The following is a 23,626-nucleotide window of genomic DNA, read 5'->3' on the forward strand; positions in this document are numbered from 1 at the left end:
AAAGCTCCTTGTTTAAGAAATATTGAATTATAGCATAAGCATCGTGAGATTGTGTGATGAATATTTGAATTGATTGACACAGCATCAAAAATAATCTATAATCCCTTTCTTTTTTCACTTGATTCAATAAAAGGCAAGGAGATTTATTGCTTTTAGCCGCTTACAAACCCGCTTTTGTCAGTTCAAATAGCTTTTTGTCCAAGATTAAACGACACTTCCATACCTCAAAGGCAGGTTATTTAGGCACATTAGATCCTTTTGCTAAAGGTGTGTTGGTTGTGGGCTTGGGGCATTATACGCGATTGTTTCCGCATTTGATAAAAACCCCAAAAACCTATGTTGCGACATTATGGCTAGGAGCAAAAAGCAGAAGCCTTGATATTGAAGATATGCAGAGTGTGGAGGTTATCCCTGCTCATCAGGAAAGTGAAATTGCTTATGCTCTCTCAAAACTTAAAGGAGAAATCAAATACACCCCACCGATATTTAGCGCACGGCATATTAATGGACAAAGAGCCTATAAACTTGCGCGAGAGGGCAAAGATTTTACACTTCCTCTTAGCACAATGTATATCTATGACATTCAGTTATTGCATTATTCCCACCCTTTTGTAAAGTTTTGGGTGAGTGTGAGTGAAGGAGCATATGTCCGAAGTATTGGGGAAATGATTGCTAAGAATCTCAATGAAAATGGGGCTTTATGCGCATTAGAGAGAATCAGTGAGGGAGAAATGGGCATAGGAGATTCTCAAATTTTTGAAGGCAATGGATTATGTTATCAAGTGCTTGATCCTCTTAAATATTTGCCTTATCCTATTTTAGAATCCTCTGATTTGAAAGATAAAAAAGATGCAATTTATAATGGTAAAAAAATTGTGCTAAAAAATACACAAAAGGGCAAATATATAGTTTGTTTTGAGGATTTTTTTTCTATAATTGAAGTGTTGGAAAATGGTCATATCCAATATATTGTGAATAGGATTTAGATAATGTTAATTCTTTCAAGAAAGCAAGATGATAGCGTATTGATTGGTGATAATATTGAGATTAAAGTAATTTCAATCGACAAAGGTTCGGTCAGACTTGGATTCTCTGCACCTGAAAATTTTGTCATTTTAAGAGGAGAGCTTAAAGAAGCCATAACAAGCCAAAATAAGCAGGCTGCAATCCATACTGATATTGATAAGCTGTATTCACAATTTCAATCATTGGGTAAAAAACCTTTAAAGAGTGGGCGTTGAGCGTTAAAATTTATCCTAAAGTCAATGTATTTTTAAAAATCATAGGATTCAAAGAGGGTTTTCATCAGTTGCATTCGCGATTTATCCTTGCAAAAGGTGATTTGTATGATGAAATGGACATATATGAGACGCAAAAAGGTTTTACACTTTTGGGTGATTTTGGTTGCGCAACGGAACACAATACGATTTACAAGGCTCAATGTGCTTTGCAAGATTATTTAAAAAAGAATGGCAAAGATTCTGTGGGAGTAAAATATGCTTTAAATCATCTTTGTGTTGAGGTGCAAAAAAATATCCCCAAAGGGGCAGGTTTGGGTGGCAGTAGTGGCAATGCAGGTGTATTTTTGCAAATGATGAATGAGCGATTTGAGCTTGGAATGAGTGTCGAGGAGTTGTGTCAAGTAGCGTTGAGTGCTGGAGCTGATGTCAGTTTTTTTGCGAGTGGCTATGAAAGTGCAAATGTTTTTGGGCGAGGTGAGAATCTTGAGCGATTTAATGAAAATAGCCCTGTTTTGGAGATACACACACCCGAGATTTTTTGCGATACGAAAGCTGTGTATCAATACTATGCACACAATGTCGCACAGCAGATTCAGACTTATTCTGACCCTGCATTATCTTTGCAATGGGTAGATAAAACGAGCTTATTATTGTTGGAAAATGCTACCAAAATAAAAAATGCCCGTTGTTTTTTTAATGATTTGTATGCAAGTGCCCTCAAGCTTTATCCGCAATTAGAATCTGTAGCTGATGAATTGGGAGAGCAGTGGTTTTTTAGTGGTAGCGGTAGTAGCTTTTTTCGATTGAAAGATGGGGATTAAAAATGCAAACACGAATGATTGCAAAAAATAAAAAAGCATATTTTGATTATGAGATTCTCGAAAGCTTTGAAAGCGGGATTGTGCTTTTGGGTAGCGAAGTGAAAAGTATTCGTGCAGGGAAAGTGAATCTCAAGGATAGTTTTGTGAAAATTGTTAAAAATGAGGCATTTTTATTTCAAGCGCATATTTCATTTTTAGAAACTACACATACTTATTACAAGCCCGATGAACGCAGAGCAAGAAAGCTTTTGTTACACAGAAAACAGATTGATAAACTTTTTGGGTCAGTGAGTAAAGAATCTTTAAGCATTGTCCCATTAAACATTTATTTCAATCAAAAAAATAAAATTAAACTTTGTATTGCATTAGTCAAAGGGAAACATCTTTATGATAAGCGCGAGAGTATTAAGCGTAGAATGCTTGATCGAGAAGCAAGAGCAAATATGAAAGAATATGGCAAAAAATTATGATTTTTGTGAGGAGGGCAGATGCAAGCAGCTGTTGATTATGGTGTGTTGGGATTTTTAGGATTCTTAAGTGTGATAACGCTTGCGTTGGCATTGGAGCGTTGGTGGTTTTATCGGAGTGTGAAAGTTGAAGATTTTAATGATAAGAGAATCTTAGAATTGCGACTTTATCAACGTTTGACATTGATTGCTACAATTGGCTCAAATGCTCCTTATATTGGACTTTTGGGGACGGTCGCGGGTATTATGGTAACATTTATAGAAATTGGTTCTAATTCATTGGTGGATACGCAAAGCATTATGGCTGGTTTGGCTTTAGCGTTGAAAGCCACAGCAGCGGGACTTATTGTCGCAATCCCCTCTATTGTTTTTTATAATTTGCTTTTGCGCAAAGCGGAAGTGATTCTGTCTTTGTGGGATATTGCTCATTATCCTCGCCCATCATCGAAAAATTTAGAGAATCCAAAAACAAGGTATGATGTATGAAAAAAATCGATAGCTTGAATGTGATTCCATTCATTGACATTATGCTTGTATTGCTTGTGATTGTGCTAACAAGTGCTTCTTTTGTCGTCCAATCTCGCATTCAAGTCGATGTCCCTCAAATCGAACAAACACAAGGTGAAAACACACATAAAAAAGATAGTAAGCAAATCACTATCAATAAAGAAGGACAATTTTTTCTCGATGATCGTGCCTTGAGTCTTGAAGAACTCAAACAATCCATTGATACTTTTGACAAAGAAACGCAGGTGATTATTCGTGGAGACAGGCAGAGTGATTTGGAGTTTTTCCTTGAACTCACGACTATTTTAAGAGATAATGGTATTAATGATGTGTATGTGATAGCAGAATCGCATCAAAAATAGAATCTAAGGAGAAAATATGCAAGAGCTTAATTGGCTGATTAATATTTGCTTTACGATTTTTATGGTGGGGCTTTTTGTATGGGATTTTAAAACATTTGGAGAGCCTACGCATAAGGATTTTAAAGCAATTATTATGAGCACGGGGGTTTTGGGGACTTTTGTAGGAATCTTTGTGGGATTAATGGGCTTTGATACGCGTGCCTTGCAAGATTCTGTCCCTTTATTGCTTGATGGGCTAAAGACAGCTTTCTATACTTCTATTATGGGTATGGGGTTAGCCATTGCGCTTTCGATTATTCAAAGGGCAAGAGGTATCAAAAGCTCACAAGATGCGAATATGGACTATATGATATATCAAGTAGGGAATCTGAACTATCTTAAGGGTATCGAAGAGATTAGTAAAAATATGGCAAATCTGCCAACAAAAAATGATATGATTCAGATTAATTCTACTACCAATGCGTTGTTGGAAAGTAGCCTTAAGAAGATTGATGTTTCTTTGCAAGAAGCAATCAAACAATTAGCTTCAGGTGCTTCAAAAGAGCTTATTGCGGCATTAGAACTTGTGATTAGGGATTTTAATCATAATCTCCAAGACCAGTTTGGCGATAACTTCAAAGAGCTTAATGTCGCTGTAGGACGACTTTTGACATGGCAAGAACATTATAAAGATTCTATTGAACAAACTCAAACTCTACTCACTCAAACACACAATGCGATGAACGACACAAAAGAAGCAATGAGTAACACACAAAAGACACTTGATTCAATCACGCAACAAAATATTACAGCAATGGAGTTTTATACTAAAACGCTTGAGATGATAAATGAGCTTAAGGCAAAAGGTGATTTGCTTCAAGCCCAGTTGCAAGAAGTTGCAAATCTTGGAGACAACGCGAAAAAATCTTTAAATGATGTGAATCATTTCTTTATTCAAACGAGTGAGAGTTTTAAGAATCTTGAAGATTCTGTAACGCAAAATGTCGAAGAAATGAAAAATGGGCTTGAAACGCATTTGGATCATCTTGATGAATACACGCAGGGGAATGTTGAAACCTTAAGGAAATTTTTGGAGACAAGCTCAATGGAGGCTGGCTCAAATACAAGTGCAATGTTGCAGCAACATACTTCACTCTTTAGGACAAGCCTTGAGGAAATGGCGGGGCATACTGATGAGGTGTTAAAAAATGTAATGAATACGGCAAATACGCAGTTAGAGCGATTAAGCAATGAACTAGAAAAGAATATCCAACAAAATATAGAATCTAATACGCATAATAGTGCGGAATTTGCACGATTGAGAGAGCATATTGCAAAGAATCATACGGCAATTGTAGAAAGTTTAGAATCAAGCCTTACCAAGCTTAATGGATACAATGAACAGATTATGCAGGATATGTCGAAGGGCTTGAAAGGTATGCAGGATATGTATCTCTCTACACTCACGGCAAGTATGGATTCTGTGATGAATAAAGAGCAAGAGTTGATACATAATCGTATGGAAAGTATGAACGAACTTGCACACAAAACAGATGCAAATCTTAACGCGCAATACGAAAATACAAATCAATTTTTAAAGAAAATCGCCACAGAGTATTTGAAAATTATGCAAAAACTCACAAAAGATTCGGTAGCAATACCTAAAGATATGGGTGTGCAAGTGGTGAAAGATTTTGGAGATTTGCAACACAATCTTCTTTCGCATTTAGGGAATCTTAATGCGCAGATTCAGCATAATAGTATGCAATTGATTGAACTTTATCGTAATGTCCAAAAGATTCTCAATGAAAACATTGATGGCAACAAACATTTACAACAAGAGATTAAAAGCACTTTTAGCTCACTAGATGAGTCAATGAGTGCGAGTATGGAAAACTTCAAGGAAAATTACGAGTGGTTTTTACGCCGAGTGCGTGAGATTATCGGTTCGAGATAACGGAGCAAGATGCAATGAAACACAATCAGTGGATTAGTATTTCTGATATGATGGCGGGCATTATGATGATTTTTTTGCTCATTATGGTGTCTTTTATGCTTATTACCCAAAAGACGCAGGAAGATTTAAAGATTCAGAATCAGAAACTTTTAGAGCTTAATGAAGCAATGAGCGCAATTGCTCAAAATTATTCAGACTTGCAACAAGAGCTTAATGAAGCGTTATTGAAGGAGTTTAGTAAGGATCTTAAGCGGTGGGACGCGCAGATTGATGAAGATAATACGATTCGATTTAATGAACCCGAAGTGCTTTTTGATACTGGAGCAAAGCAAGTCAAGAAACGTTTTCAAGATATTTTAGATGACTTTTTCCCACGCTATGTGAAGATTCTTGTTCTGCCAAAATTTCAAGAAAATATTGAGGAGATTCGCATCGAAGGGCACACTTCGCAAAGTTGGTTTGCAGCGCATACTTTGGAGGATCGTTATTTAGGGAATGCTGAATTATCACAAGCAAGAGCATTAGAAGTGTTAAAGTATTGTTTTAATCTTAAAAAGATTGATGCTTATAAAGAGTGGCTTATTAAAGTATTTCGCGCCAATGGTTTGTCTTTTGCTAAGCCTTTGGAAGATGATGAAAAATCTCGGCGTGTAGAATTTCGTGTGATTACAAAAGCAAACAAAGATTTACTTAAGATTCTTGAAATCAGTAAGGACTTTGAGCCTTAAATAACTTTGGTTTAAGTAAAATTACGGCAAAATTCTCAATTTGTAAATCTTATTTGAAGGCATATCAATGAAACGAACTTATCAGCCACATAATACACCCAGAAAACGCACTCATGGTTTTCGCGTCAGAATGAAAACAAAAAATGGTCGTAGAGTTATTAATGCAAGAAGGGCAAAAGGTCGCAAAAGACTTTCTGTGTAAGTGTTCTAATGAAGTTAGATTCTCTGAAAAACTCATCAGAGTTTGACTTCATCTATAAGAATGCGCATCGCTTCTTTCACCGATGTTTTGTGCTTTATGGCACTAGTGTTTTCTCGTTAGAATCTTCTTCCCGACAATGTAGCGTTTTAGATACTATTTCTTCGCGTGAATGTGATATATGCGTGGGTTTGAGTATTTCTCGGAAGATTGCTAAAGCGCATATTCGTAATCGTCTCAAACGAAGAGTAAGAGCAATTTTGCAACAACAAGATATATCCTTTAAGGGCTTTGTTTTTGTTTTTGTCGCTAAAGCTCCTGTGGTAGAGCTTGATTTTGCCATGTTGGAGAAAAATGTATCTTATGCAATGGCGCATATTCAAAAGCAACTCTCAAAACCTAAAACATATAAAAAATCTTCCCCTAACACCAAAGGTCATCATTAGTGAGACAAAATATCATTTCATATTGTATAAGGAGTGTTTTAATCATTATGGTGCGTGTGTATCAAAAGACTTTTTCGGCTTTAAGTGTGGGAGCTTGTCGTTATTATCCTAGCTGTTCTGAATATACTTTATGGCTTTTGCGTTTTGATTCTATTGTATGTGCTTTAGGTAAAAGTTTGCTAAGAATCTTGCGATGCAATCAGTTTTTTAAAGGAGGGATTGCATATCCTATCGTTACAATGGAACTAAGAAACATTGTCTTTGCCCCAAAAAATATTAAATATTGGTTCGTTCCTTACGAAAATCTGATATTTTTAGATATAATGACATTTCCAAAAAAAACTTATAAGATGAGATTCTATATTATCAAATCAATTTTAAAAGGTAAATAATGTATCGTCCCGAACCAGATAATGCTATTTCTCTCACTCGTGTTTTGGTGGCGGTAGGTCTTTCTATCGCTTTTTTTGCTGTGTATGCTTATTTTTTTCCCCAATCTCCAAAGGCAGCTGAAACCTCTAAAGAAGCTTCTCATCAAGAGATTAATGCCCAACCCACATCAGACATATTGCAAGAAGATTCACTTCAGTCTAGCAATGCACCTCAAGAATCAAATGTAAATATACATTCTCAAGCACCGCAACCTCAATCTAATCAAAAATCGCTTAAGCAAACGACACTTGTGCATCTTGATTCTGATGAGTTTGAAATCGAAATAGACGCATTAGGTCGCATTAAGCAAGTGTATCTTAAAGATCCAAAATTTACTAAAGAAGAGCAAACAAGCCTTTTTTCAATGGTAGCAGGTGTTTTGGGTTTCAAGACAAACCACAAAGAGACTTTAGATAAACTCCCTTTGTTCAGCAATGATTTGTTACGAACAATGGAAGTGCGTTTTACCGATAAGAGTATTAATCAAAAGGCATTTTCTACACCTTACACGAGTAATGTCTCTCGTATCAAGCTCGATTCTACTCCTCAAGAGATTGTTTTGACACAGCATTTAGATGATATTGTATTGAAAAAAACGCTTATTATCTATCCAAACCTTCGTTATGATGTTCGTATTGAGGTGAATAATCCTAATGTAGAATATTATGTGAGCAATGGAATGCGTCCTACGGCAGATCCAGATACTTATGCTTTTCGTGGAGTTTTTACGCGAAATGCGTTTGATGGTGTCTTGACGAAATTTGAAGACGGAGATGCCTCACATGATTATATTGTCAAAAAAGCAAATGATGTAAGAAATTCAAGCTTTATAGCAAGCGTGGATCGCTATTATACAAGCTTATTTTTTACTTCTGATCCTAAAGGTTTATTTGTCGTAATGAGTGGCGATGAGGCAAATAATCCAATGCCTTTTGTGAGGTTTGAAGGAAATGCAGAATTTCAAGCCTACATAGGTCCTAAAGAATACCATGAATTAGCGTCAATTGATGAGACACTTACAGATGTAGTAGAGTATGGGAGAATCACTTTCTTTGCAAAACCAGTGTTTTTACTATTAGATTTTTTGTATGGTATATGTGGAAATTGGGGTTGGGCGATTGTTTTGCTGACATTAGTTGTCCGAATCGTGCTTTATCCTTTGACTTATAAGGGTATAGTGTCAATGCAAAAACTCAAAGATCTTGCTCCAAAAATGAAAGAATTGCAAACTCGATACAAAGATGACCCCCAAAAATTGCAAATACATATGATGGATTTATACAAAAAGCATGGAGCAAACCCATTAGGAGGCTGTTTGCCTTTATTTTTGCAAATCCCTGTGTTTTTTGCTATTTATCGTGTTTTACATAATGCTGTAGAATTAAAAAGTTCCGAGTGGATTCTGTGGATTACAGATCTTTCAGCAATTGATCCTTATTTTGTTTTGCCTATTTTAATGGGGGTTAGTATGTATGTCTCTCAACGCATCACACCTTCAAATTTTACTGATCCAATGCAGGAGAAGATTTTTAAAATGTTGCCCCTTGCTTTTGCATTATTTTTTATTATTTTCCCATTCCCAGCGGGATTAGTGTTGTATTGGACGGTCAATAATATATTTTCTATTATCCAACAATTAAGCATTAATAAAATTATGGCAATCAAAAAAGAAAAAGAGATTCTTGCTCACCACCAACAACATCATCAACATCACGAGGTAAAAAAATGAAGAAGATTGTTGAAAAGACTTTAGATGCGGCTTTGATTAAGGCTTCTATGGAGCTTCAATGTTCTGTGGTGGATCTTGAATATGAAGTGATACAACATTCTTCTAACGGCTTTTTGGGAATCGGAAAAAAAGATGCTATTATCATTGTTGATACAAAAGTTAAATCTTCAAAGTCTCCTAAAAGCTATGCAAAACAAGAGCCAACCCCTACAAAAAAAGCTCCCAATAAAGATTTTGTCAAAGATAAAAAACCGCAAACAGATATAGAATCATCTCCAGTGATGACTTTTCAAGGGCATGGTTGGGGAGAAAATACAGATTTGTTTGATGAAGTAAGTCTGCAGTCTGCAACACCTACTTTAAAAACACCAAATGTAAGTCAAGATGATGCGAGTAATGTCGCTCAAATCCGATCAGAAATTATTGATTTGTTTGCTCGATTACCTTTTGAAATTGATTGTTTTGAGGTGCGTTTGGAAGATGATAATACCCTTTTTGTGTATATTAATGGTAAGGATTGTGCATTGCTTATCGGTGAAAGAGGGTATCGTTACAAAGCACTTTCTTATCTTTTGTTTAATTGGATTAACCCCAAATACGGCTATTCTTTGCGTTTAGAAATTGCTGAATTTTTAAAGAATCAGGAAGAAATGATTGATGTGTATCTCAAAGAACTTGCTCGCACTATTAAAGCAAATGGTAAGGCACAGACAAAAACACTTGATGGAATCTTGGTATATATTGCATTGAATAAATTACGCGCAATGTTTCCCGATAAGTATATTTCTGTGCGTCAGAATGAGACTGATGAAAAATACATCATCATCAACGATTTCAGACGATAGCACGATTGTCGCTATTGCTACACCTATAGGAATTGGAGCGATTAGTATTGTGCGTTTAAGTGGGCAAAATGCCTACAATATTACTCTTTCTTTGACACATAAAACAAAACTTACCCCGCGTTATGCTCATTTGTGCGATATTTATGATCATGCAGATTCTATGCTTGATGAAGCGATTGTGTTATTTTTCCCTAAACCTCACAGCTACACTATGCAAGATGTGTGTGAGATTCAGTGTCATGGGGGGATTGTGAGTGCTAAGGCAATTGTGCAAGAGTGTCTGAGGCAAGGAGCGAGACTTGCAACAGCAGGAGAATTTACAAAACGCGCTTTTTTGAATGGGCGATTAGACTTGTCTCAAACTCAAGCGATTGCTCATATCATACAATCTCAAAGTCTTCAAGCAAATAAGTTTTTGGCGCGGCAGCTTAAGGGTGAGTTGGGACAATTTGTAGAGAAGATTCGTCAAAAATTGCTTGAGATTCTCGCATTTAGTGAAGTAAATATTGATTATAGTGAAGAGATTGAAGAAGATTATATACACATAATGGAGCATAAACTTCGGGATATACAAACGGAGCTTGAAAAAATCTACACGCTTTCACGCACTCGACAAGGATTGATAGAAGGCTATCGTTTAAGTATTGTCGGTAAGCCAAATGTAGGTAAAAGCTCATTTCTTAATAAAATTTTGATGTATGATCGAGCCATTATAAGCCCTGTAGCCGGCACGACAAGAGACACGATTGAAGAAAGTATTGATATTGGCGGCAATATCGTGCGCATCATTGATACAGCGGGTATTCATGATAGTCAAGATGAAATCGAACAAATTGGTATTGCAAAAAGTAAAGAAGCAATTGAGCGCAGTGATATAGTATTGGCAGTCTTTGATGCTTCGCAGATACTTGATGAGCAAGATAAGGCAATGATAGAGATTTTAGATTCTCAATGTCAGGATAAATGGTTGTTGGTGCTTGTCAATAAGAGCGATTTACCTATAAAGTGCGATGAAAATGTATTGATAAGTATTCTTTCTTCTCACCCAAAAGCTATTTCTAAAACTCCTTTGTTTATCAGTGCGCAAAATGGTGAGATAAAAGAAGTGCTTAAGATACTTGAAAATGTGCTTATGCAAAATGATGCAGGAGATTCTCTTTTGCTGACTTCTACCTATCAGATTCAGTGTGTTCAAAAGGCAATTGCTCATCTTCAAGATGCACACACTATGCTCCAAAAACAAGAGCTAGAGCTTTTTTCTTATCATATCCGCGATAGTATTGAATCTATTTGTCAAATCACTCGTCCTTATGAGACCAGCGAACTTTTAGATCAGCTTTTTAGTGAGTTTTGTTTAGGCAAATGACAATATTTTATAAGCCTTTAGATTGTAAAAGGCTGCTAACCCATAATATTCTTAGATTCTAATCCCTGCCTTTTATCGTTTGGTATAGAGTTTGCGGAATCTCTACTACGAAGAAACTATTAAAAAATAAGCGTAAAAATTATCATTTTACAGATTCGGCTTTTAGTGAAGATAAATCAAAATTGTGTGTAATTTTATAAATAAACTTGACAATAAATGACTAAACTTATATAATGCTATTTATATAAAACTTAAGGAGTTTGCTATGAATCTTTTTGAAAAAATAACCAATCAATTACGCGAATCAATCGATAGTGCAGCCTCTTTGGCAATCCATTCACAAAATCAAGAAATTAATCCCGCACATTTATATTGGGCATTATTGACAAATCATCAGAGTATTCTTAATCAAGCTTTGAATAAACTTCAAATTGATAAAGCACCTATTGAGCTTCAGGCACGCAGCGAAGTTGAGAATCTGCCTAAAAGCTCTAATGTTTCAAAGGAAAATATTGCCATTGGTAAGGAGCTTTCTCAAGCTTTGCATCTTGCGCAAGGTGAGGCGACTAAAAATGGAGATAGCTTTATTGCGGTGGATACATTTTTGAATGCGAATATCAAAGATGCAATTTTTATGCGCATTTTTAAACCTTTTTTGGACATACATGAATTACAAAAGACGCTCTCTGCACTTCGAGGTAGCACTAAGATAGAATCTCAAAACGATGATGATAATTTAGAATCTCTTGCAAAGTTTGGGATTGATTTGACACAAAAAGCTCTTGAAAATACACTTGATCCTGTCATAGGGCGAGATGATGAGATTAATGCAATGATGCAGATTCTCATACGCAAAAGCAAGAACAATCCGATTCTTTTAGGTGAGCCGGGTGTCGGTAAAACAGCTGTGGTAGAGGGATTAGCACAAAAAATTGTCGCTAAGTCCGTGCCTACGAGTTTGCAAAATAAAAAATTGATAGCCCTTGATATGAGCGCATTGATTGCGGGGGCAAAATATCGGGGAGAGTTTGAGGAGCGATTAAAAAAGGTAGTCGAGGAAGTCAAAAAAGCAGGAAATATCATTTTGTTTATTGATGAGATACATACGATTGTCGGTGCAGGTGCGAGTGAGGGGAGTATGGACGCAGCAAATATTTTAAAACCTGCTCTTGCAAGAGGTGAGTTACACACAATTGGTGCAACCACGCTCAAAGAATATCGCAAGTATTTTGAAAAAGATGCTGCCCTTACGAGACGTTTTCAGCCTATCAATGTGAATGAACCAACCATTAATGAGGCTTTGTCGATTTTGCGTGGCATAAAGCCTAATCTTGAAGCGCATCATAATGTCAATATTACAGATTCTGCTTTGATAGCTGCAGCAAAACTTTCTAGCCGTTATATCACTGATAGGTTTTTACCCGACAAGGCGATTGATTTGATTGATGAGGGTGCGGCGGAGTTGAAAATGCAAATAGAATCTGAACCTTTAGAGCTAAGCAAAATTAAAAAATTGATTCAGACTTTGGAAGTCGAGAAAGAAGCTCTCAATATGGAAAAAAATGCGGACAATGAGAATCGACTCAAAGAAATTGATAAAGAATTGGCAAATTTGCGTGAAGAGAGAGTGAGCTTAGAGGGAAAATTTGAGCAGGAAAAAAATGTTTTTACACAGATTGCGGCATTAAAAAGTCAAGTGGATTCTTTGCAAAGAGAATCTGAACTTGCTAAACGCGATGGTGATTATAATAAGGCTGCTGAAATTGATTATGGCAAGATTCCACAGATTATCGAACAAGAACGTAGTTTGCAAAAACAATGGGAAGAGATGCAGAAAAATGGCACTTTACTCAAGAATGCAGTTACTGAAGAGACAATTGCAGGAGTGGTGAGTCGTTGGACGCAGATTCCGATTAAGAAAATGCTCCAAAGTCAAAAGGATAGAATCTTGGGTATCGAATCTGAATTATCCCAAAGTGTAGTAGGGCAAGATGATGCGATAAAAGCGATTTCTCGTGCGATCAAGCGCAATAAGGCGGGATTAAGTGATAGCAATAGACCCATTGGGAGTTTTTTATTTTTAGGACCCACAGGTGTAGGTAAGACACAATGTGCAAAATCTCTTGCATCATTTCTTTTTGATAGCGTTAAATCTTTAGTGCGTATTGATATGAGTGAATTTATGGAGAAGCATTCTGTAAGTCGGCTTGTAGGCGCACCTCCCGGATATGTTGGATACGAAGAAGGCGGTGTGCTTACAGAAGCTGTGAGGCGCAAACCTTATAGTATTGTGCTTTTTGATGAAATCGAAAAGGCTCACCCTGATGTTTTTAATCTTTTATTGCAAGTCTTGGACGATGGGCGTTTAACGGATAATAAGGGCGTAACGGTAGATTTTACTAATACGATTATTATTTTAACAAGCAATATTGCAAGTGATAAAATTATGGAATTGAGCGATAAAAATGCGCGAGAGAGTGCGGTTAGAGAATCTCTCAAAGCGTATTTTAAACCAGAATTCTTGAATCGTCTTGATGATATTGTGATTTTTAATCCGCTCACTATGCAAAATATTCAAGAAATCGTGGGGATTATGTTTGAATCACTGGCTAAAAAAGCAAATGAGCGAGGCATACATATAGAGATTGATGAAGCAGCTAAGGCACATATTGCTCAAGTAGGATTTGATAGTGTTTATGGAGCAAGACCTCTTAAAAGAGCTTTGTATGAAGAGGTAGAGGATCGATTGGCAGAATTGATACTTAGTGATGAAGTCAAAGAGGGTGATCATGTGAAATTTGTATTAGAATCTGGGATAATCACGCCAAAATGGAAGTAGGATTAGCTTAATAATTTTTTTACATAAGTGTTGATAGAATCTCTCCCGAAATTAATAAGGGGGAGTGAAAATAATGAGAAAAATCATCTTTGGAAGTTGTGTTTTGGGTTTGATGTCAAATGCTTGGGGGTTTGATTATCAGCTCAATGGTATGGCTGAAAGTTTTGGAAAATTTGGATTTAATAGTGGCTCATATCGTCCTAGCACCAATGATTCTGATGGAAAATATCCTACCGATAGTTACGCGTCATTGTTTGGATCTTTGGGGATTGACTTATCACTTACGAAAGGATTAAGTGCTGCACTAGGAGGCTCGCTTAATGGGCTTATTTATGATAGCACTCCTTCACAAGGTGGAGAAGCTTTAGGGGTAGGATATGTAGGAAATTACTTAGGTTTTTATGGCGATAAGTCTCTCACTTCTCGCAATTATATTATTCACAATGCGTATCTTGCGTATGAAAGCACACATTTTGGGATTCAGGCTGGACGTTATGAAGTCAATGATTTAGATTGGTTTAGTGAATTTAATCAAGGAGCAAGTCTTTATTTTAAATTTTGGGACATAAAAGCTTGGGGATTCTTTTCTAGTGCTAGAGCAATGGTTTCAAGTTCTTGGTTTTGGGATTTTACACAATTTTCTGTCGGCGGTAAAGTCCTCGGTGCTGGAGGCATTGAGCTAAATCGTAATGGTTTGTTATTGTCTCTTTATACTTATGCTGCCCCGGATCGCTATACTGCTCCGGGTTTTAAGATTGGCTTTGATAGCAATCCTTCTTTTGAGGGTAAAGGTTTTCGGTCTCAAACAACTCTTATCGGGCTTTTCCCTATTAATGCACAAAATCCAACTGGACGAGATGGCGAAATAATAAAACAAGATATTCTTTATGGGATTGATTTTTCTAAAGATAGTTCTAAATACACGCAGACACTTTTTGTCAAACAACGTTTTGATATTGATGAATATCATTTTGGGGCGATGGTGTATAAAAATTGGGGCAATGCAAATGCGTGGATTGGCTCTTATGGCGACCCTTTTGGAGGAGTTGATATTTGGACAGCAAGTGCTTATGACAAAGGTGCATCTTTAAGTGATATGATTGGGCGCAATGCCTTGAGCGGAATGCTTTTTGTGGGTGGAGTGCATGGTGGCTTTGAATGGGGTATTTTAGGGAGATTGACAACAAGCCCTCGCAGTGATGAGCAAAGTATTGCTTTGACACTTACGCAACGCATTATGGAGAGCTTAAGTGTGAGTATCAAGCTAGAATATTTTAGTGATACGACTAAAGCAGGTTATACGATTGGCACAGATTCAATACCCCTTGCCAAAAATAATGTGAGCGATCGTAGTCATGTTATGACATGGATTACACATCAGTTTTAGAATCTACAAGCTGGTTTTATTGATTTTGTGATTGGAAATAGTGAGTTTGCCGCACTTGAAATTAAATATCAAGTGTGGCAAAAATAATATTTAGATTCTGTGATAAAGACAGAATCTAGCCTCTCCCATCAGTGTTTAAAAACTGAATTACTTGACTTTTTCTAAATATTCACCTGTTTCTGTATTGACTTTGATTTTTTCACCTTCGAGGACATGGAAAGGCACTTGCACGACAGCTCCTGTCTCCAAAGTGGCAGGTTTTTTACCTCCACTGCTTGTATCGCCTTTGAAGTTAGGAGGAGTTTCGGTGATGACAAGCTCTACGACTTGTGGGACATCAACAGAAATAGCTTTTTCATTGTGAAAGAGAATCGAGACATTCATTCCGTCAATGATCCATTTTGCTGCCTCTCCGACTTGATCTTCGCTCAAAGCGATTTGCTCATAAGTGGCTGTATCCATAAATTGGAAATTTTCGCCATCGTTATAGAGGAATTGCATTGTTTTTTCTTGTAAATTAGGTTCTTCACATTTATCACCTGCGTGAAAAGTCTTTTCTATCACCTTGCCATCAAGGAAAGATTTGATTTTAGCACGCACAAAAGCTGCCCCTTTGCCCGGCTTCACATGTTGGTATTCTGTAATACGATAGGGAATCCCATCAATCTCAATTTTTAGTCCTTTTTTGAGTTCGCTCATTCCAATTGCCATATTTGTCCTTATAATTTAAATTTTATTTGCGCTACCAAGTATATTCATACGCTCTACCATGACTTTAGTGATTGATTCCATAGCAGGTGCAAAAAACTTGCGTAGGTCAAATTGTGTCGGATCTTCGTTTGCAACGCGGCGCACTTCAGCGATAAATGCAATGCGTAAATCTGTATCGATGTTTATTTTATTGATGCCGCCTTTGATAGCTTCTTTCAAGAAATCAAAAGGCACACCCTTGCTGCCTTTTAAATCTCCTCCAGTAGCTAAGAATGCTTCACGGACATACTCTGGTATAGAGCTTGCTCCATGCAAAACAAGAGGGATATTTGTGCGTCTTTTGACTTCTTGCAATCGTTCAAAGTCAAGTTTTGGCTCACCCTTAAATTTAAAAGCCCCATGGCTTGTGCCAATAGCTGGAGCAAGATAATCTACTTTGGTTTTTGATACAAATTCTTCGGCTTCATCGGGATTAATCAATACTGCATCTTTTTCGGATACAGAGATGTTGTCCTCAATACCCATTAATCGCCCTAATTCTGCCTCCACACTTACACCTTTGGCATGTGCCATTTCTACGACTTTTTGGGTTAATTGTAGATTCTCTTCAAAAGGGTGATGAGAAGCATCAATCATCACTGATGTGAATCCTGCTTCCACAGCTTTTTGACATGACTCAAAACTTGTGCCATGATCAAGGTTTAGAGCTACGGGGATATGCGGATAGCGTTTGGATAGAATCTTGACCATTCCTACTGCCATATCTATCCCCATATATTTGATTGCCCCCTCACTTGCTTGGACGATAATAGGTGAATTTGCCTCATTGGCTGCACAAAAAATTGCATTGAGCATTTCAAAATTGACAAAATTAAACGCCCCCACGCCATAATTTTCTTTATGCGCCTTGAGTAGAATCTCACTACCTGAAACAAGCATATTTCCCTCCTTAAGTAAATATTATTTAGTAATCTGAATCTTTGCTTTTTGTCGCAATTCTTGCACTTTCTGTGCCATTGCACCTTGAATATTTTGCATTTTGATTTCGTTTTCTATTGTTTTTTTAGCTTCGCTGTAAGGAATGATTTTAGGTTCGGTTTTCCTTTCAAGATAGATGACATGATAGCCAAAAGGTGTGGCAACAGGTGTTTTAGTATAAGTGCCGGGTTTAAGATCAAAGGCAGCCTTAGAAAAGTCAGGGTGCATTTGTGCTCGTTGGAATACGCCTAGATCCCCACCATTTTTTTGCTGTTGAGAAGCAGGGTCAATAGACTTTTGATTAGCAAGCTCGATAAATCGCGCTTCAACTCTACCTTTAGCTTTATCAAGATCATCAATAATGGCTTTGGCTTCAGATTCTGTTTTGACAAGGATATGTCTTGCTTTGCCTTCTTGATTGATAAATAATCCTTCGTTTTCTTGATAGATTTTTCGCAATTGCGCATCTGTCATCGTAGGCACTTGAATAGTATCAGCTTGTTTTTTTGTCCATAAATCCACCAAGATATTTTCTTTAATAGCATTTAACACATCTGTGTATTCTTTTGATGTGTCAAGTTTGTCTTGTTTAGCGGCTTTAAGGATAAGCTGTCTGTCAATTAATTGATTGATTAGTATATCTTGTTCTTGAGGTGAAAGCTTGCTAAAATTGAAGCCCGGATTGACTTGTTTAAAAATTTCAAAATCTTGGTCAGTAATAGCTTTGCCATCAATGGTTGCGTAAGTTTTGGCATTTGCTACAAAACATATTGAGCTAAGAAGCACAGCCCCAATAACTAATTTTCTCATTTTGTTCTCCAAAAATAAATTTTGCAGATTCTACCTTGTAAAGCTAAATAAAACATAATAATTATACCTAAAAACACTAAGGAAGCTTTTGGACAAGATCATTAGCAAAATCAATACACCCATCAATGCTTTGTGTAGGGCTGACAAATGCTTGAATCCCATTATCAAAGCTATTAAATGTCGTCATACCGATTGCAATGGCAATATAATTACCTTCCCAACCAAAATTCATCACAAAAGATTTATAGGCACTTGGCGAAGTAAATATCAAAATATCATTGGATTTTGGTTTTAAAGACGGATCAAGAGTTTTAGGTTGGTTGTCATAGGCAATAACTTGTTGGAGATGGATATGAGCATGGAGTAATTGCTCATCAAGTTGAGAAATAATATTTTTTGCTCGCACATAGAGAGGAGTTTGCCCTTGTAGTAAGGGTATGATTTCTTTAGCAAAGCTTGCCCCATGAGCATCGCTTCCGATAAGGGCAATATTTGCATGGTGTTCTTTTAGGATTTTTGCACTGCCTGCTCCAATAACATAACTAGGGAGTTTATACCAATTCTGCAAAGAAGGATTCTCTTTTACAGAATCAATCAAAGACAAAATAGCATATCGTGAAGTAAAAATAAGTGAAGTGATATTGCTTAAATCACATTGGATAGGCAAAAACTGAATCTGATTGACGATAAGACTCTTTACTCTTTCGTTTTGACGCGTCCCTACAAGGATAATCTCACGCATTAAGAATTCCTAAAGTCATTTCTGAAACTATTCCAAAAATAAATACCTACACCTCCAGAGATGATTAGTGTCGTGCCTAAGGCAAAACTAATCAATGTAGCAAGGATTTGAGGGAAGATGAGAAAAATAACACCTAGAATGATATAGATTCCGCTGATGATGATAATGCCTAGTATTGATGAGCTTTGCACAAAATTTTTGATTCTGAAACTATGAATGAGCCATAAGATACCCTTGAGGATAAGCCATAAAGCGATGAAATAAGGGATAAAGTTTTCAGCGATTTGACTATTGCCAAAAAGCAAAATAAGCCCAAAAAGTGTTGATAAGATTCCATCAACAAGCATCATTGTAAAATGTGTCTGAAAATAATACGCTATCCCCCCAATGCCACTAAAAAGCATAATAAAGCCAACAAAGTAAGTAAGCCAAATCATTGTATCAGAGGGATTGACCATACACACAATACCCAAAACAATTAAAGCAATACTAAAAGCAAGCCATAAGATTGAAGTCGTTTTATTCATCATTTTTCCTTTGTCTTTTTGTTTGAATTGTGAATTGTATAATAAAATTTTATACATTTTAGATTAATGGCATTGTTTTAAGGAGTATTCATATCAGCCTGTTTGGAAATGCTTAAAACCAAGCCGATAGCGATACAATTTGCAATCATTGAGCTTCCTCCATAGCTTAAGAATGGGACGGCAATGCCTTTTACAGGCGTGATGCCCGATACACCAAATGCGTTGATAATCAATGAGAATCCAATCAAAAGCGCAATCCCTACACAGAAAAGATAGTAGGTTTTGTTTATCGTGCGGTTGGCTATGCGGAGAATCCGCACCAGAAGATAAGCATATATCATTACAATCATAAATAGACCTACAAATCCTAATTCTTCGGCAATACCAGCAAGAATAATATCTGTATGGACATCACTTAAGAATCCAAGTTTGATAAAACCTTCACCGAGACCCGAACCAAAGAATCCACCGCTCGAAATAGCATTAGTAGCATGGTAGATTTGATAGGGTTCAGGGAGACCACTTATGCGGAGATTCTCTGCCCAATTGTTTGGTAAGAGTGCCAAGACAGAATCTTGTGCTGTTGCCCACCATGATTTGATGCGTAAGATTCTGTGAGGGCTTGTGAGAATCGCAATCAATGCTGTGCTGATTGTGCCTAAAAAAATCACCCCGAGCAGTCGCAAGCTTCCACCGGCAAAAAGGAGCATAACACCTAATGTCAAAGCTAATAAGATTACTTGTCCCAAGTCATTTTGCAAAATTGCTATTAAGATTACAGCGACAAAAAAGAGTGCGAGATAGGGGATAAAGATTTTGATTTCATCTTTAATCGAAAGTTGGACATTGTGAGCAAATTTGCGTGAAAAACTCCAAGCAAGAAAATACACAAAACCAATCTTAAAAAGTTCAGAGGGCGCAAGAGAAATCATCGGGAGTCGTATCCAACGTTTAGCACCACCAGCGGTGCTTACAAAGGTTTGAGGTAAAAAGTGCATGCCAATCATCAGAATCATTGAGCATAAAAAAATCAGCAAACCAATGCGCTTAAAGTTTTTATCCGCATCAAGTTTAGAAAGTCCCCACATTAAGATAATGCCAATGAAAGCAGAAAGGGATTGACGCACAAGAAAATGAAAGTGTGAATAATGGTATAAATAAGCGACATAGGTTGCAAGAGAATACGACATTACAATGCCGATTCCAATTAAAAATGTCGTTGTGTAAAAAAGTTTAGAATCTACCATAAAACTCACTTTATTATTTTTGGGGATTTAAGAATACGATTTTAACAAAACATTATGAAAATACAAAGCCAATATAAGACGACTTTGTGCGAATTATCCGCAAATCTTATTGTAAAAGTTTGTTATGGTTTATGAAGGGATAGAGCAGTTGGGCAAATCATATTCTTGTAAAGTTTGGATTCCGTTTTCTCCACATACGCGACATTGAGGATTCTTAGCAAGTTTGATTTTGCGGAAATCCATTGTTTTGGCATCAAAGGTCAAAAGTTGATTGTAAAGAGGTGTGCCTACATTGGTGATGATTTTGAGAATTTCCGTTGCTTGAATTGTGCCAAGCATACCAGCGATTGAGCCTAAAACTCCTGCACTTGCGCAGTTAGGCACACTATTTGGTGGAGGTGGTGTGTCAAATACACACGCATAACAAGCACTTTGATGTGGTTTGATACTCATCGTTTGTCCATTAAATCGTAAAATCCCCCCATGAGAGTAGGGTTTGTCAAGCAAAATACAAGCATCGTTAATGAGGAATTTGGTTGCAAAATTATCTGTGCCATCAACAATCACATCATAAGGTCGCATAATCTCTAAGACATTATGAATATTAAGCATCACAGGATAGGTGTTGATTGTGATGTGAGGATTGAGAGCAGACATCGCAGTTTGAGCGGATAGGACTTTGGGTGTATCAATTTCATTTGTAGTATGGATAATTTGACGTTGGAGATTACTCAAATCGACTTTATCGTGATCGACAATTCCTATTTCACCGACACCTGCTGCAGCAAGATAAAGTGCAATTGGTGCGCCCAATCCTCCCGCGCCAATAATCAAAACTTTAGCTTTGAGTATTTTTTCTTGCCCTTTGTAGCCAATTTCTCTAAGGCTAAAATGCCGAGCGTAACGCTTAAGCTGTTCTTGAGTGAAAGAATACATTTTTTTACCTTAAGGGAGAATCTCAAGAGCTTGTGCGCACAGACTTTTCCATGCACCTTCATATGCGATACCTACGCATTGTTCAAATACGGGCTTAGATTCTCTATTGATACTTTTAAGAATCGAACCTTTAAGATAAAGGGCTTTTTGTTGATTGTCCTTATTCATCTCTTTTTTGAGAAGATTATCAAGCACAGAAATCGCATCATTAAAGCGTTGGGTGCGGATATAAGATTGCGTAAGGGCAAAATCCACATAAGGTGAATCTGTGCTGTCATGATGGAGTGCTTGTAAGCGTAAAATATCCTTAGCATAAAGCTCGATACCTAGCTCTTCTTTTTGTGATTCGCTTGCTTTGAGCAAGGTAAGATCAATAGGAAACATTCGTTGGTCGTCTGCGAGATGTGTTTTTAAGAAAGCATACACATCAAGTGCTTCGGCTGTATTGTTAAGTGTGTAAAGAGCATCAAAAAGCACAAAGCCCACATCATAATATTTTGGATTGCGTTGATTTTTTGCTAACTCAAGTGCGTCTCTTCCAGCTCTAGCGACACTTTTTGTATCTCCAAGTTTAGCAAAATTCAGCGCATCACGATAGAGCCAAGCAAGTTTTTGGGCTAAATCTTTAGAATCTTGAGCCATATCTTTAGCAACTTTTGCAGCTTCTTTGTTTAGAGCAAGGTCATAAAGACAATCAAAAAGCGGCATTTTAGAATCTTCGGGGATTTCCACTTGCGGCGATTGTGTGTAATAAGTCGAGGCTTGTTTGCAATCATTGTTTTTGAGGCTTTGCTTGATTAAAGCAAGGTAGCTTTGACTTATTAAAGGTGAGTTTTTAATACTTTCCTTCATTGCAAGGACAGATTCATATTGCCCCTCATCAAAAAGTGTTTGTGCTTTTAAGCCTAGGGCTTTTTCTTTTTCGGGTGAATTGTCGTAATTTTGAATGATATAGTCATATTTTTGAATCTTGTCATCAGGATTTTCTGCTTGTGCAAGATCAAAAAGCAATTTATCGTCTCTCTCACGCACTTCTTCGGTTTTAGGACGATGCTCAAATTCTTGCAAAAAGATTTTATTGATTCTGTGAGCGTCTTGCACTTCATTGGCTGCTTGATACCATAAGCTCACATCATTAAGCAAATCTTCTTTGGAAATATCATCATTTTGGAGATGCTCAAAGAGGTATTCACCAAGATTTGCAGCAATAAGATACATTTGATTTTCAGCAAGTAATTTCAAAAATTCATAATTTTTAATAGGGTATTTTGTAATATAGCTAGGATTAGCCTTGAGCATCGCTTCAAGGAGCTTTTGAGCCTGCTCTTTTTCATTATTTTGAATGCGGAAATCACTCCATTCAATCGCAATCGCGCTTGCACTATCAAGATCTTTTGCTTCTTGATAAGCTTGAGAAAAAAGTCTCGCGGCGACTTGAGCGTCTGAACCTGTGTGGAAATGCTTTGCAAGCGACATTTTTGCAAGAGGCATATAGCGAGATTGAGGATATTCATTGATAATGCGTTCAAGATAATATTTTGTTTCATCTGCATTGCGTAAATCTGCGTATGCGTTGCCAAGAAAATACAAGACTTCAGGCACACTTGCATCGGTAGGGTATCTTTTGATCCATTTTGTCCCCATATCAATAAGCATATCACTATTTTCAGCCGCATCAAAGTGTTCTAAAGCGCGCATTCTAAACAATAGTAAGTCTTTAGTAAAAATTGTTTCGGGGAAAGCAATCAATGTTTCATCAATGAGTTTGACAGCTTCAATATGAGAATGGGCGTTCATTAGCTCTTTGATTTGATTGTATGCGTTAAAATCTTCCCCTTCTTCATATTGCAAGGGACCTCTGTCAATATCTAAATCAGTCAGAAAAATCTCACGATTTTTTATGATTTTAATGGGAAAATTTAATCCTTTTGTTGGAGCTTCATTGAGAAAGGGAATTTCGTTGATATAGCCGATAACCTGCCAAGACCGACTTTCTTTTGGCTGTTCTTTGGGGATTCTGACATTTTTTTTGAGATCGTAAGGTGTGGCAAAAAGTCGGATTTTATGTTTGGGTTGGACATATAGATAGAATCTTCCCTCTACTACGCGACTCCAGAATCTAAAGAATAAGGTTTCAGTTGGTGCAAAACTTGCAAGAGGAGTTTGGTCAAGTGTGCAAACAGCATAAAGCACCTCATTTTCTGCATTACGCTGTTCAAAGCAAGCAAGCGGGTCTTTGTGTGTGATATTTAGCACAGAGAAATGTTCTCGTGCTTCTTTGCCGTAATTGATAGTTACATCAAGAGCATTTGCACAATATAAAAACGAAAGTAATAAAGCAAAGATTCTAGCCACTTATGCTCCTAAAAG

24 protein-coding genes are annotated in these 23,626 nt (G+C 37.0%); 16 read left to right on the forward strand and 8 right to left on the reverse strand.

Translation table 11 applies throughout. The features are described from left to right. The first annotated feature begins 146 nt into the window (after window positions 1-146). From truB to LS68_RS02570, 16 genes are all read left to right on the forward strand, one after another. A complete protein-coding gene (gene truB / locus LS68_RS02495) occupies window positions 147-986 on the forward strand; it encodes a tRNA pseudouridine(55) synthase TruB (RefSeq protein ID WP_034372281.1) in 840 nt (279 codons plus the stop codon). A gap of 3 nt (window positions 987-989) precedes the next feature. Next, entirely contained in the window at window positions 990-1,241 is a 252-nt protein-coding gene (locus LS68_RS02500) for a carbon storage regulator (protein ID WP_034372283.1), read from the forward strand. Next, window positions 1,238-2,062 (forward strand): 4-(cytidine 5'-diphospho)-2-C-methyl-D-erythritol kinase, encoded by an 825-nt coding sequence (locus tag LS68_RS02505; RefSeq protein WP_138090838.1) that lies wholly within the window; start codon window positions 1,238-1,240, stop codon window positions 2,060-2,062. The genes LS68_RS02500 and LS68_RS02505 overlap by 4 nt, the downstream gene beginning before the upstream one ends. Before the next feature lie 2 nt (window positions 2,063-2,064). Next, window positions 2,065-2,532 (forward strand): SsrA-binding protein SmpB, encoded by a 468-nt coding sequence (gene smpB / locus LS68_RS02510; RefSeq protein WP_138090841.1) that lies wholly within the window; start codon window positions 2,065-2,067, stop codon window positions 2,530-2,532. 18 nt (window positions 2,533-2,550) lie between these two features. After that, window positions 2,551-3,015: a TonB-system energizer ExbB gene (gene exbB / locus LS68_RS02515; protein ID WP_138090844.1), complete on the forward strand. Its 465-nt coding sequence runs from the start codon at window positions 2,551-2,553 to the stop codon at window positions 3,013-3,015. Then, complete coding sequence (locus LS68_RS02520) at window positions 3,012-3,398, forward strand: biopolymer transporter ExbD (RefSeq protein WP_034369110.1); 387 nt, start codon at window positions 3,012-3,014, stop codon at window positions 3,396-3,398. Before exbB ends, LS68_RS02520 begins: the two co-directional genes overlap by 4 nt. 16 nt (window positions 3,399-3,414) lie before the next feature. After that, the gene (locus LS68_RS02525) at window positions 3,415-5,334 is read left to right on the forward strand and encodes a hypothetical protein (RefSeq protein WP_034369108.1); all 1,920 of its coding nucleotides are present in this window, start codon (window positions 3,415-3,417) and stop codon (window positions 5,332-5,334) included. Between the two features lie 14 nt (window positions 5,335-5,348). Beyond that, window positions 5,349-6,062 carry an OmpA family protein gene (locus tag LS68_RS02530; protein ID WP_138090847.1) on the forward strand — a complete coding sequence of 238 codons (714 nt, stop codon included), beginning with the start codon at window positions 5,349-5,351 and terminating at the stop codon, window positions 6,060-6,062. 67 nt (window positions 6,063-6,129) lie between these two features. Next, window positions 6,130-6,264 carry a 50S ribosomal protein L34 gene (gene rpmH / locus LS68_RS02535; protein ID WP_081950894.1) on the forward strand — a complete coding sequence of 45 codons (135 nt, stop codon included), beginning with the start codon at window positions 6,130-6,132 and terminating at the stop codon, window positions 6,262-6,264. Between the two features lie 8 nt (window positions 6,265-6,272). Continuing rightward, window positions 6,273-6,707 (forward strand): ribonuclease P protein component, encoded by a 435-nt coding sequence (rnpA, locus tag LS68_RS02540; RefSeq protein WP_034370148.1) that lies wholly within the window; start codon window positions 6,273-6,275, stop codon window positions 6,705-6,707. Then, a complete protein-coding gene (gene yidD / locus LS68_RS02545; RefSeq protein WP_241993649.1) occupies window positions 6,707-7,099 on the forward strand; it encodes a membrane protein insertion efficiency factor YidD in 393 nt (130 codons plus the stop codon). The genes rnpA and yidD overlap by 1 nt, the downstream gene beginning before the upstream one ends. Then, window positions 7,099-8,868 carry a membrane protein insertase YidC gene (gene yidC / locus LS68_RS02550; protein WP_034370151.1) on the forward strand — a complete coding sequence of 590 codons (1,770 nt, stop codon included), beginning with the start codon at window positions 7,099-7,101 and terminating at the stop codon, window positions 8,866-8,868. Before yidD ends, yidC begins: the two co-directional genes overlap by 1 nt. Further along, the gene (locus LS68_RS02555) at window positions 8,865-9,713 is read left to right on the forward strand and encodes a Jag N-terminal domain-containing protein (RefSeq protein ID WP_034370152.1); all 849 of its coding nucleotides are present in this window, start codon (window positions 8,865-8,867) and stop codon (window positions 9,711-9,713) included. Before yidC ends, LS68_RS02555 begins: the two co-directional genes overlap by 4 nt. Beyond that, window positions 9,676-11,079 (forward strand): tRNA uridine-5-carboxymethylaminomethyl(34) synthesis GTPase MnmE, encoded by a 1,404-nt coding sequence (mnmE, locus tag LS68_RS02560; protein WP_034370156.1) that lies wholly within the window; start codon window positions 9,676-9,678, stop codon window positions 11,077-11,079. The genes LS68_RS02555 and mnmE overlap by 38 nt, the downstream gene beginning before the upstream one ends. A gap of 265 nt (window positions 11,080-11,344) precedes the next feature. Beyond that, window positions 11,345-13,918, forward strand: a complete 2,574-nt coding sequence (locus LS68_RS02565; protein ID WP_034370159.1) for an AAA family ATPase — start codon at window positions 11,345-11,347, stop codon at window positions 13,916-13,918. 73 nt (window positions 13,919-13,991) lie between these two features. Beyond that, window positions 13,992-15,305, forward strand: a complete 1,314-nt coding sequence (locus LS68_RS02570) for an outer membrane family protein (RefSeq protein ID WP_034370162.1) — start codon at window positions 13,992-13,994, stop codon at window positions 15,303-15,305. Between the two features lie 147 nt (window positions 15,306-15,452). Here LS68_RS02570 and efp read toward each other — a convergent pair whose 3' ends face one another. The 8 genes from efp to LS68_RS02610 all read right to left on the reverse strand — a co-directional run bounded on the left by efp (window position 15,453) and on the right by LS68_RS02610 (window position 23,611). After that, the gene (gene efp / locus LS68_RS02575; protein WP_034370165.1) at window positions 15,453-16,016 is read right to left on the reverse strand and encodes an elongation factor P; all 564 of its coding nucleotides are present in this window, start codon (window positions 16,014-16,016) and stop codon (window positions 15,453-15,455) included. 15 nt (window positions 16,017-16,031) lie between these two features. Then, window positions 16,032-16,955 (reverse strand): class II fructose-bisphosphate aldolase, encoded by a 924-nt coding sequence (locus LS68_RS02580; RefSeq protein ID WP_034370167.1) that lies wholly within the window; start codon window positions 16,953-16,955, stop codon window positions 16,032-16,034. Window positions 16,956-16,976: 21 nt separating this feature from the next. After that, window positions 16,977-17,804 carry a peptidyl-prolyl cis-trans isomerase gene (locus LS68_RS02585; protein WP_034370170.1) on the reverse strand — a complete coding sequence of 276 codons (828 nt, stop codon included), beginning with the start codon at window positions 17,802-17,804 and terminating at the stop codon, window positions 16,977-16,979. A 76-nt stretch (window positions 17,805-17,880) separates the two neighbouring features. Then, on the reverse strand, window positions 17,881-18,546 hold the full coding sequence (locus LS68_RS02590) for a uroporphyrinogen-III synthase (RefSeq protein WP_034370173.1): 666 nt from the start codon (window positions 18,544-18,546) through the stop codon (window positions 17,881-17,883). Continuing rightward, a complete protein-coding gene (locus LS68_RS02595; RefSeq protein WP_034370176.1) occupies window positions 18,546-19,073 on the reverse strand; it encodes a DUF308 domain-containing protein in 528 nt (175 codons plus the stop codon). The genes LS68_RS02590 and LS68_RS02595 overlap by 1 nt, the downstream gene beginning before the upstream one ends. 77 nt (window positions 19,074-19,150) lie before the next feature. Continuing rightward, entirely contained in the window at window positions 19,151-20,320 is a 1,170-nt protein-coding gene (locus tag LS68_RS02600) for an FtsW/RodA/SpoVE family cell cycle protein (RefSeq protein WP_034370178.1), read from the reverse strand. A gap of 129 nt (window positions 20,321-20,449) precedes the next feature. Continuing rightward, on the reverse strand, window positions 20,450-21,256 hold the full coding sequence (moeB, locus tag LS68_RS02605) for a molybdopterin-synthase adenylyltransferase MoeB (protein WP_034370181.1): 807 nt from the start codon (window positions 21,254-21,256) through the stop codon (window positions 20,450-20,452). A 9-nt stretch (window positions 21,257-21,265) separates the two neighbouring features. Then, window positions 21,266-23,611 (reverse strand): hypothetical protein, encoded by a 2,346-nt coding sequence (locus tag LS68_RS02610; RefSeq protein WP_034370184.1) that lies wholly within the window; start codon window positions 23,609-23,611, stop codon window positions 21,266-21,268. Window positions 23,612-23,626: the final 15 nt, after the last annotated feature.

Source organism: Helicobacter sp. MIT 05-5293, assembly GCF_000765665.2.
GTDB lineage: Bacteria > Campylobacterota > Campylobacteria > Campylobacterales > Helicobacteraceae > Helicobacter_C.

Bases quoted from the DNA above. Each gene is read 5' to 3' on its own strand.
- LS68_RS02500 (WP_034372283.1), top strand. From the start codon at position 990: ATGTTAATTCTTTCAAGAAAGCAAGATGATAGCGTATTGATTGGTGAT.
- smpB (WP_138090841.1), top strand. From the start codon at position 2,065: ATGCAAACACGAATGATTGCAAAAAATAAAAAAGCATATTTTGATTAT.
- exbB (WP_138090844.1), top strand. From the start codon at position 2,551: ATGCAAGCAGCTGTTGATTATGGTGTGTTGGGATTTTTAGGATTCTTA.
- LS68_RS02520 (WP_034369110.1), top strand. From the start codon at position 3,012: ATGAAAAAAATCGATAGCTTGAATGTGATTCCATTCATTGACATTATG.
- LS68_RS02525 (WP_034369108.1), top strand. From the start codon at position 3,415: ATGCAAGAGCTTAATTGGCTGATTAATATTTGCTTTACGATTTTTATG.
- LS68_RS02530 (WP_138090847.1), top strand. From the start codon at position 5,349: ATGAAACACAATCAGTGGATTAGTATTTCTGATATGATGGCGGGCATT.
- rpmH (WP_081950894.1), top strand. From the start codon at position 6,130: ATGAAACGAACTTATCAGCCACATAATACACCCAGAAAACGCACTCAT.
- rnpA (WP_034370148.1), top strand. From the start codon at position 6,273: ATGAAGTTAGATTCTCTGAAAAACTCATCAGAGTTTGACTTCATCTAT.
- yidC (WP_034370151.1), top strand. From the start codon at position 7,099: ATGTATCGTCCCGAACCAGATAATGCTATTTCTCTCACTCGTGTTTTG.
- LS68_RS02555 (WP_034370152.1), top strand. From the start codon at position 8,865: ATGAAGAAGATTGTTGAAAAGACTTTAGATGCGGCTTTGATTAAGGCT.
- mnmE (WP_034370156.1), top strand. From the start codon at position 9,676: ATGAAAAATACATCATCATCAACGATTTCAGACGATAGCACGATTGTC.
- LS68_RS02565 (WP_034370159.1), top strand. From the start codon at position 11,345: ATGAATCTTTTTGAAAAAATAACCAATCAATTACGCGAATCAATCGAT.
- LS68_RS02570 (WP_034370162.1), top strand. From the start codon at position 13,992: ATGAGAAAAATCATCTTTGGAAGTTGTGTTTTGGGTTTGATGTCAAAT.
- efp (WP_034370165.1), bottom strand. From the start codon at position 16,016: ATGGCAATTGGAATGAGCGAACTCAAAAAAGGACTAAAAATTGAGATT.
- LS68_RS02580 (WP_034370167.1), bottom strand. From the start codon at position 16,955: ATGCTTGTTTCAGGTAGTGAGATTCTACTCAAGGCGCATAAAGAAAAT.
- LS68_RS02585 (WP_034370170.1), bottom strand. From the start codon at position 17,804: ATGAGAAAATTAGTTATTGGGGCTGTGCTTCTTAGCTCAATATGTTTT.
- LS68_RS02590 (WP_034370173.1), bottom strand. From the start codon at position 18,546: ATGCGTGAGATTATCCTTGTAGGGACGCGTCAAAACGAAAGAGTAAAG.
- LS68_RS02595 (WP_034370176.1), bottom strand. From the start codon at position 19,073: ATGAATAAAACGACTTCAATCTTATGGCTTGCTTTTAGTATTGCTTTA.
- LS68_RS02600 (WP_034370178.1), bottom strand. From the start codon at position 20,320: ATGGTAGATTCTAAACTTTTTTACACAACGACATTTTTAATTGGAATC.
- moeB (WP_034370181.1), bottom strand. From the start codon at position 21,256: ATGTATTCTTTCACTCAAGAACAGCTTAAGCGTTACGCTCGGCATTTT.